The organism is Streptomyces calidiresistens (genome assembly GCF_014141525.1).
Lineage (GTDB): Bacteria > Actinomycetota > Actinomycetes > Streptomycetales > Streptomycetaceae > Streptomyces > Streptomyces calidiresistens.
Genome location: NZ_VKHS01000149.1, coordinates 1 through 8,887 on the forward strand (window position 1 = coordinate 1; position 8,887 = coordinate 8,887).

An 8,887-nucleotide genomic window follows, 5' to 3' on the forward strand; every position below is an offset into this window, starting at 1 on the left:
CCGACCGCCTTCACCGCCCCGCGCACCCCCACCGAGACGGTGACCGCGCAGATCTGGGCCGAGGTGCTGGGCGTGACCGAGGTGGGGGTCCACGACGACTTCTTCGTCCTGGGCGGCCACTCCCTGCGCGCCGTGGCCACCGCCTCCCGCCTGCGGGCCGCGTTCGACTGCCCCATCCGCGTCCGCGACATCTTCGAACATCCCACGGTCGAGCGACTCGCCGCCGAGGTGGAGCGCCAACTCCTCGAACAGATCGCCGCCATGAGCGAGGACGAGATCGACCTCTCCCTCACCGTCGAGTAACCCGATCGCCTCCCGAGACAGATGGGAAGACACGTCATGACCACTCCCCGGGTCGCTCCCGCCCCGATCACCCGCGGTGACCTCTCCCCGGCCGCCCGACGCCTGTTGGAACAGCGGCTCCGCGGCCGGACCGACGGCCCGGAGCGGGCCGTCATCCCCCGCCGTTCCCCCCGGACCGGGGAGGCCCCGCTCTCCGCGGCCCAGCAGCGCCTGTACTTCCTGGAGCAGCTCGACCCCGGCGGCACCGAGTACCTGATGCCCGCCGCCTGGCGGTTCACCGGACCGCTGGACATCGCCGCCCTGGACGGGGCCGTCCGCGACCTCGTCGCCCGCCACGAACAGCTGCGGGTGGTCTTCCCCGACCACGACGGCGCCCCCGCCCAGCGTGTCCTGCCGCCCGACGGGGCCGGACTGGAACTGGTCGACCCGATCGCGGAGGGCCCCTCGGGGGACCCCGGGGAGGCGGTCGCCCGGGCGGTCCGGGAAGCGGCCCTCCGCCCCTTCGACCTCGCCGCCGAGCCGGCCTTCCGGGCCACCCTGATCCGGGCCGGCCACGAGGAGCACGTCCTGGTGCTGGCCATGCACCACATCGTCTCCGACGGTTGGTCGCTGGACGTGCTGGTGCGCGACCTCGCGGAGTTCCACCGCGCCCGGGCCGGCGGCGGGACCCCCGTCCTGCCCCCGCTGCCCGTCGACTACACCGACTACGCCGTCTGGCAGCGCGAGGCGGACCACGACGCGTCGCTGGAGTACTGGCGCTCCACCCTCGCGGGCGTCACCCCGCTGGAACTGCCCACCGATCACCCGCGCCCCGAGACCCGCTCCCACGTCGGCGCGGTCCACACGGTCGAGTTGTCACCGGAGCTGTCCGAGGCGGTCGCCCGGATCGGTCGTCGCGCCGGGACCACCCCCTACACGACGCTCATGGCGGCCTTCCGCACCGCGCTGGCCCTGCACAGCGGCCAGAGCGACATCGCGATCGGCACGATCGTCGCCAACCGGGAGCGTCCCGAGATCGAGCGGCTCGTCGGCTTCTTCGTCAACACGCTCGTCATCCGCACCGACCTGCCCGGCGATCCCACCCCGGACGAGGTGCTGCGGCACACCCGCGACCGCGTCCTCGGCGCGCTCTCCCACCAGGACCTGCCCTTCGAACGCGTGGTGGACGAGGTGAGTCCCGAACGGGACCTCTCGCGCAACCCCCTGGTGCAGGTGCTGTTCTCCCACACCACGGTCCGGGACGGCGACGGCTTCTCCCTGGGGGCGGCCGTCGGCACCCCCGAGCCCATCGACCTGACCACCGCCAAGTTCGACCTCTCCCTGGAGGTCCGGGACGAGGGCGGACGCCGGAAGCTGGTCTTCGTCCACCGACCGGACCTCTTCACCACGGCGACCGTCGCCCGCATCGCCGACCACACCGTGGCCGCCCTGCGCCTGTTCGCCGACCACCCCGACACCCCGCTGAGCGCCGGCGACCTCCTCACCCCCGGGGAGCGGGAGCTGCTGCTCGGCCCCGGGAGCCCCGCCCGGCCGGAGGCCCGGGCCACCCGGCCGGTCCCCTCGGTCCCCGAACGGCTGACGCGGTGGTCGCGTCGCGACCCCGACGCCATCGCCGTGCGCGCCGGTGGGGTCGAACTCACCCGCGCCGCCCTCGACCGGGTGCCGCCCGACTTCCTCGCCCCGGAGGGCAAGTCGCCCTACCAGCGCCTGGAGATCCGCTACTACGCGGACAGGGCGGGTGCCCCCCACGGCATCGAGCCCTACGCGGAACTCGCCCGGCGAAGCCCGCCCGTCACCCTCCGCGCCGCGACCACCGGCGCCTCGGAGGACCACCCCCCACTCGCCGTGCCGGAGGCGTACGCCCTCACCCACGCCGTCTTCTACCTCGGCGACTTCGGCCTGACCGACCCCGGCCTGACCGCGGACGAACGGCGGCACGCGTGCGAGCTGATCGCCGTGATGCTCCGCCACTGTGCGGCCCACGACCTGTGGGACCCGGCCGCGGAACTCCTCCTCGCCCTGCACATCCTGGGGGAGAATCCCCTGGGCACGGCCGAGGGCACCGCGGCGGTGTCCTGTCTGCGACGGGCCCAGCGGCCGGACGGGGCGATCCCCGGGCGTTCGGCGGCGCGTGCCGCGGCGGACTCCGACCCACCCCCCGAGGACTTCCGGAAGGCCTACCACACGACCCTGGTGACCGCACTCATGACGTTGATCGTCCTGTCGAAGAGGCTCCCGTGATGCCGCGTCCGATTCTCATCAACCGGGACTTCACCTGTCTGTGGGTCGGCCAGGCCGTCTCCTCCGTCGGTGCCGCCGTCTTCAGCACCACCCTGGTCCTCTGGGTGGCCACCGACCTCGCCCGGGGGGAGACGTGGGCTCCCATGGCGGTCAGCGGGGTCCTGCTGGCGACCGGTGCCGCCGTCCTCGTGATCGGGCCGCTGGCGGGGGTCTTCGTCGACCGCTGGGACAAACGCGCCACGATGCTCCGCACGGAATCCCTGCGCGCCGTCCTCGTGGCGGTGCTGGCCCTCTTCGCCTGCCTTCCCACCTCGGCCCTCCCGGTGGGCGCCTGGCTCGGGCTCATCTATCTCACCGTGCTGGCCCTCCACGCGGCCGCCCAGTTCTTCACGCCCGCCCGCTTCGCGATCATCGCGGACCTCGTGACCGGGGAGGCCGACCGCGCCCGCGCCGCCGGCATCACCCAGGCGACCAGTCAGACGGCCTGGATCATCGGACCACCCCTGGCCGCCCCCCTGCTCTTCACCGCCGGAGTGCAGTGGGCGCTGTTCGGCAACGCGCTGGCCTACGTGGTCTCCTACCTCGCGGTCCGCGCCGTGAGGGCGCCGCGGCGGGAGACCGTGACGGTCGGGCGCGACGGCGCGGAGCCCCTCGGCACGGAGGAGCCCGCCGCGGAGGAGCCCGCCGTGGAACGGAAGAGCCTGCGCGGGGAGTTCGTGGCCGGACTGCGCTTCTTCGCCGGCAGCCGTTTCCTGGTCGTCCTGCTGACCCTGGCCGTCATCGGACAGCTCGGAGTCGGAGCCCTGGAGACCCTCAACGTCTTCTTCTTCACCGAGAACCTCGGCGCGCCCGCGGAGCTCTACGGCTACATCGGCACGGCCATGGGGCTGGGCGGCATCACCGGCGCGCTCTGCTCGGGACGGGTGGTGCAGTGGATCGGGGCGCGGCGCACCACCTGGATCTCCCTGCTGGTCAGCGGGGTCCTGTTGATCGCCTACTCGCGGCAGACCGGCTTCGTCGGGGGCGTCGCCCTCCTCTTCTGCTTCGCCGTCCCGCTCACCATGCTGAACACCGCGATGGCACCGCTGCTGCTCGCCGCCGCACCCCCCGCCTACCGGGGCCGGGTGCTCGCCGTGTTCTATCCGGTGACCCGCCTGGCGGCGATGCTCGCCGCGCTCGTCTCGGGATGGCTCGCGGGTTCCCTGCTGCGGGACGTCGAGCTCTCGGTCGCCGGTGCCTCCTTCGGCACGATGGACATGATCTTCGCGGTCTCCGGACTGTTCGTCGTGGCCTCCGGCGTCTACGCGAGGTTCGCCCTCCCCGACACCGACACCGCTCCCGACCCCGGGCCCGACTCCGCTCCCGCGCCCGCTCCCGACCCCGGGAAGGCGCGGTCCGCCGAGGGCCCACCCACGGAGCGGGAGGGCGTGCCCGGTGTGCGCCCCGGCGGTGGCTAACCGGCCTCGCGGGCGTAGCGGTGAAGCAGGTAGGGAAGGGTGTAGCCCGCCGTGCGGGAACGGTCCGCCGCCTCCGGGAGGCCCAGGGCCCCCGCCTCGATCATCGCCTCCAGCGCCCGGCGTGTCTCCTGGGGAGCGCACTTCAGGGCCTCCGCGGCCTGCTCCATGCGAAACGTGCTGCCCAGGGGCAGCACGCAGAGCGCCGTCAGCAGGAGGCGATGCCGATCGTTCAGATCCCTCCAGGCGTCGGCGGCCCGGCCGCGGACGTCCAGGTCACCCACGGTCAGCTCGTCGAGCACCGCCCCCGGGGCCGCCAACCGGTCCGCGTACTCCTCGAGTGACAGGTGGCGCAGCACCGCGAGCTTCTGAGCCGCGGCGCGCACCGCGAACGGGAGGAGACCACAGGCCGCGACGATGCGTTGGGCCGCGGGACGCTCACCGTTCACCCTCCGGTGCCCTATGACCAGGGCCAGCAGATCGAGTGCCTCCGTCGCCGTGAAGTGGTCCAGCGGGACACGGTGGGCCGAGGCGATGCCGCCCAGCTGGGTTCTCGCGGTCACGATGGCCGTGCTCGGGCCGATGTCGGGGAGCAGCGGGCGGACACTCGCCTCGTCGGGCGCGTCGTCGAGGATCAGCAGGACCCTGCGGTCGGCCAGCCAACCGCGCCACAGGGCCGCTTCCAGGTCCGGGTCGCCGAGTCCCGCGGGCCGATCCGTGGTCAGACCCGCGTAGGCGAGGAGCTCGGCCACGATCAACGCGGGGTCTCGCGGCGCGCCGTCGGTCTGCCGGAGCCGCACCAACAAGCGGCCCTCCGGGTACTCCTCGGCGAGTCCGTGGGCGGCGTGGACGGCCAGCGCGGTCTTGCCCACACCCGCAGGCCCCACCACCACACCCGTGGTCCCGGCCACCACGTTCTCCCGTAATCGGGCGACATCCGCGACCCGTCCGGTGAAGTCCCTCAGGGCGACCGGCAGCACCACCCGGGGGCGCGACGGGATACCGACATGGGACCGGACGGTACGGGGTTCCGGCTCGTGCGCGAGGAGAAGGGACTCGTAGAGGGTCTCCAGCGCGGCGCTGGGCGACAGGCCCAACTCGTGCGACAGGCGTTGTCGGAGGTCGTCGTAGGCGGCCAGGGCCTCGGAATGCCGCCCGGTCCGGTGCAGGGCGTTCATCTGCGCGGCCCGCAACCGCTCCCGCAACGGGTGGCGTTCCACCAACTCGGCCGTGACCTCGACGACCTCGTTGACCTGGCCCGCCTCCAGGGCCGATTCGGCCCAGTCCTCGCAGAGTGTGAGGTGCCGGAACGCCAAACGCTCCGCCTCCTCGCGGATCACCTCCGAGGAGGCCAGCTCCGGTAGCGCCGGGCCGTTCCACAGCTTGCGTGCCTGGCCCAACAGCTCGGCCGCCCGCCGGAAGTCGCCGTCGTTGGCGGCGCGGCGTCCGGCCCGGGCGAGCGCGCTCAGGCGCGAGACGTCCAGCTCGGACTCGGCGATCCGCAGCATGTACCCGCCGGGTGCCTGGACCAGACGTTCGCCGGCGGGCGCCAGGACGCGTCGCAGCGCCGAGACGTACACCTGGAGGTTCTTGCGTGCCGTCCGGGGCGGCCTGTCGTTCCAGACGGCCTCCGCCAGGGCATCGACCGAGACCGCGCCGCCGGGCCGGAAGAGCAGGGTCGCGAGGACCAGGCGTTGCTTGAGCGGACCGAGCGCCAGCGGCCGTCCGTCGTACTCGGCGGCGAGCGGCCCCAACATCGAAAGTCTCAGAACTCCCGGAAGAACACCGGGACTTGCCACTTGAGGCATTCAGCTCTCCCGCAGTCGACTCGACGTCCGACGGCCCGGGGAGTCGACCCTCACGAGACGCGTCGATCGCAGCGAATACTCGCTACGCAACAGATATTCCACGCTCCGTGTGCTCTGACGCACACAACGGTCATCGATGTTGAACTCATGTTCGCCCTGTATGCGACCTTCACTCTTCGCCACGACCCCGCGCAAAGCCGCGACACCGTGTGACGGGACGCGGTGACATCGAGTCGGCGGGGGAGGGGAACTCCTCGTTGCCACCGGCCGGCACCGGATGCGGGCGGGGATCGGGGCGGTGATCGCGGGGATCCCTGCCCGCGTCCGGCACCGCCGTCCCGCCCACACGACGGGGGAGACGCGGGTCACCGATGCGGCAGAGCCGGTTCCGGTCGGTTCCGGCCCCGCGGGCCGTGGCCGGGCGGAGCCGTCGAGCAACTCGTCGAGGCCGGAGAACGAACGACGAACGCCGGAACGGGCGAGCCGCACGACCCGTGCTCGCGGAGCGGTCGGCGCGCGGGTTCGCCGCCCGCGCGGGCGACCATCACGTGGGCCGAGTCGAGGACGTCCGGCATCCGTCCGGGGCGTGTGGGACGGGAGTGGCGACACCCCCCCGGTGCGGCAGGGGGTCGGCCGCCGAGCGGTCGGGCGTCGTCCCGCTCGAACGACGGCCTCCCTCGCCCTTCTACCGATCGAGGGCTGCGATCCAGGTGGGGGAGTCGGGGTTCACGAGGTCGGAGAGCCGGTTGCCCTCGATGACGATGTCGTGGCCGTACTTGTCGGTGTCGAAGGAGAAGTGTTCCTCGTGTTCGCGGGTCTGCCCCGCGGCCAGCCGCCCTTCGAGGAATTCGGAGCCGTCGAGGTAGACGGAGTCGGCACTTCCGCCGGTGGTGATGCCCCGGACGGAGAGGTGGAAGTCCTCGAGATCCACGGGGTCGCCGGAGCCGTTGGTGATGGTCAGCGTCACGGTGAAGGGGGCCTGCCCCTCGGGGACGTGGTCGTACTCACCGATCCGGTCGGCGGGAATCCCGCTGACATCGGTGATGGTGAGGGCTACTTTGTCGGCCCAGGTGTGGGGCTCCCCGAGGGGAAGGTCGGTGTCGGCCCGACCCGCGTCCCCCTCTCCCACGGTGTCCCCGTCGGTGCCCGCGGTGTCGGTGTCGTCGCACTCGTCGTTGCGCCACTCGCCCTTCTCGTGAACCCAGCGGCCACCGCCGCCCTCCTCCTCCGCTCGGTCCAGGGCCTCGATGCCGGTCTTCCCCTCCACGACGGCGGTATTGCCGTCCATGTCCCGGACGGTCACCTCTTCGAGGGTGAGGTTCCCGTACAGTTCCCTGATCAATTCGAGGCCGAACCCGACCTCCTCCACGGTGGTTCGGGCGCGACAGCGCTCGGAGAGCAGGTCGTGCACGGCGTCGGCCCGGCCGCCGTTGATGGCGTCCACATTGGCCCGGACGGCGGCCCGGAGAGCTTCTTCCGTGCCGCCGGCTTCGGCGGGGGTGGCGTCGCCCCCGCCGCCGGCTCCGTCGCCGCCGTCGGCACCACACGCGGTGAGGGCGCCCATGACGGCGAAGGCGGTGAACAGGGCGACGGTGGTGCGGGTGTGTCTCATGCGCCTGATGATGCCGCCAACCGGGCGGATGGGGAGACGATGTTGCCGAGCCGTGATGATCACCGCGGGGGGCAGGGATGCCGGCCCCGGGTGTCCCGGGATGTCGAGGGGCGAACCGTGGGGAACGACTGCCGCACGGGGATCTTTCCGCTCCGGTGTCCACTGGTGACGGGTGCGCGGTTTATCGGCTTTTGAGGCGATGTCAAAGGCCGCTGGTGTGATCGTGCCGGGAACTGCCGCCCGTGATCCGCGGGACGTGACCGGGGGCGGTCTTCGCGCCGGGCCCCCTCACCCCCCGGGGTGTGCCGGTTGCCCGTGGTCGGTTGTCCCGTGGCGAAGAGGTGTCGGGGGCCGGGGTGGATGGCGCCCCGCCCCTCGGTCGAATACCGGTGGTCCTTCCGGTCTCCGGAGAGGGTGCGACTCCGGGGACCACGCACGATCGGAACCGCACCCGTGTGGAACCGTCCGCGGGACTTCGGAGGGAGCGGCGGCCCGCAAGGGGCACCGAGGCGGCTACGGCGGAGGTCGAACCCCCCGGAACCGTGGTGTCGACTGCCGAGGCGGCGGGCTCATCCGTCGTGGGGCGGCGATCGGGGACATCCGAGGACCCGATCGGTGGGGAGGGGCCGGCTCGGCAAGGGAGTCGGTGTCCTTCATCCGCCGGGCTCTTCCGGACCCGGCCCGATGACCGAACCCCTTCGGAAGGGTTCCGAGGCCGCGATCGCACCCCGTCGCCGGCTCATTGCACCCGCGAACGGTGAGGGTGGGGCGGCTCTCAGGTGAGGTGGAGGGTGGTGACGCAGGTGGGGTCCTCGTCGGTGGTGGAGACGGGGATGCTCGCCGTCTTGTCGGCGTGCTCGACGGTGAGGGTGGCGTCGATGTCCCGGGGCAGCCAGATGCCCGCGAATCCGTTGTCGTGGGTGCGAACGGTTCCGTCGAGGAGCACGGTGCCGTCGGTCGTATCGGTGACGGTGATGTCCACGTCCTGGTTGCGGAGTTCGCCCAGGCAGGTGGTGAGGCTGTGGAAATGGCAGTCGTGGGTCCGGTCCGTGTAGGGCGCCACGGAGATGTAGAACTCGTCCTCGGGCAGATCGAGGAAGGTCTCGTTGCCGGCGTCGTCGGAGAGGACAAGCGCGTCGGTCCGGATCGAGGCCATCAGCTCCTCCGGGCGCTCCTCCACGGGCAGTGTCTCCAGCCGCTCGATGATCTCGCGCGGGTCGAGGCCTTCGAGACCGTATTCGCCGAGCCAGTCGACGTCGTCGGTCTCCCCGGTGGTGACCGGTCCGGGAGTGGTGCAGGCGGTGACGAGTGCGATCGCGATCAGCGGAGCGGTGAGGGCACCGAGAAGCTTGGAGGTGGATGCCACGGTCGTCATTCCTTTGCACGCTGCTCGGCGGGAAGGCGATCGTGGCCCAGTCTACGGGCCATCGGCGCACCGTTGCCCGTGCACGGGCGCGGGGTGGGACGGG

6 protein-coding genes are annotated in these 8,887 nt (G+C 72.3%); 3 read left to right on the forward strand and 3 right to left on the reverse strand.

Features of this window, described 5'->3' with window-relative positions:
* The 3 genes from FOE67_RS09080 to FOE67_RS09090 form a co-directional block, all read left to right on the forward strand.
* Positions 1-303, forward strand: a 303-nt coding sequence (locus FOE67_RS09080) for a phosphopantetheine-binding protein (RefSeq protein WP_182662327.1), incomplete at its 5' end; no start/stop codon positions are given.
* A 36-nt stretch (positions 304-339) separates the two neighbouring features.
* Complete coding sequence (locus FOE67_RS09085; protein WP_182662329.1) at positions 340-2,544, forward strand: DUF6895 family protein; 2,205 nt, start codon at positions 340-342, stop codon at positions 2,542-2,544.
* Positions 2,544-4,001, forward strand: coding sequence for an MFS transporter (locus FOE67_RS09090; protein WP_194444092.1), 1,458 nt, complete (start codon positions 2,544-2,546; stop codon positions 3,999-4,001). Before FOE67_RS09085 ends, FOE67_RS09090 begins: the two co-directional genes overlap by 1 nt.
* On the opposite strand, the gene FOE67_RS09095 is transcribed toward FOE67_RS09090, so the two are convergent.
* The 3 genes from FOE67_RS09095 to FOE67_RS09105 all read right to left on the reverse strand — a co-directional run bounded on the left by FOE67_RS09095 (position 3,998) and on the right by FOE67_RS09105 (position 8,784).
* The gene (locus FOE67_RS09095; protein WP_228473704.1) at positions 3,998-5,755 is read right to left on the reverse strand and encodes an AfsR/SARP family transcriptional regulator; all 1,758 of its coding nucleotides are present in this window, start codon (positions 5,753-5,755) and stop codon (positions 3,998-4,000) included. The genes FOE67_RS09090 and FOE67_RS09095 overlap by 4 nt on opposite strands.
* Before the next feature lie 736 nt (positions 5,756-6,491).
* Positions 6,492-7,418, reverse strand: coding sequence for a hypothetical protein (locus FOE67_RS09100; RefSeq protein ID WP_182662346.1), 927 nt, complete (start codon positions 7,416-7,418; stop codon positions 6,492-6,494).
* A 775-nt stretch (positions 7,419-8,193) separates the two neighbouring features.
* Entirely contained in the window at positions 8,194-8,784 is a 591-nt protein-coding gene (locus FOE67_RS09105) for a CueP family metal-binding protein (RefSeq protein WP_323384541.1), read from the reverse strand.
* Positions 8,785-8,887: the final 103 nt, after the last annotated feature.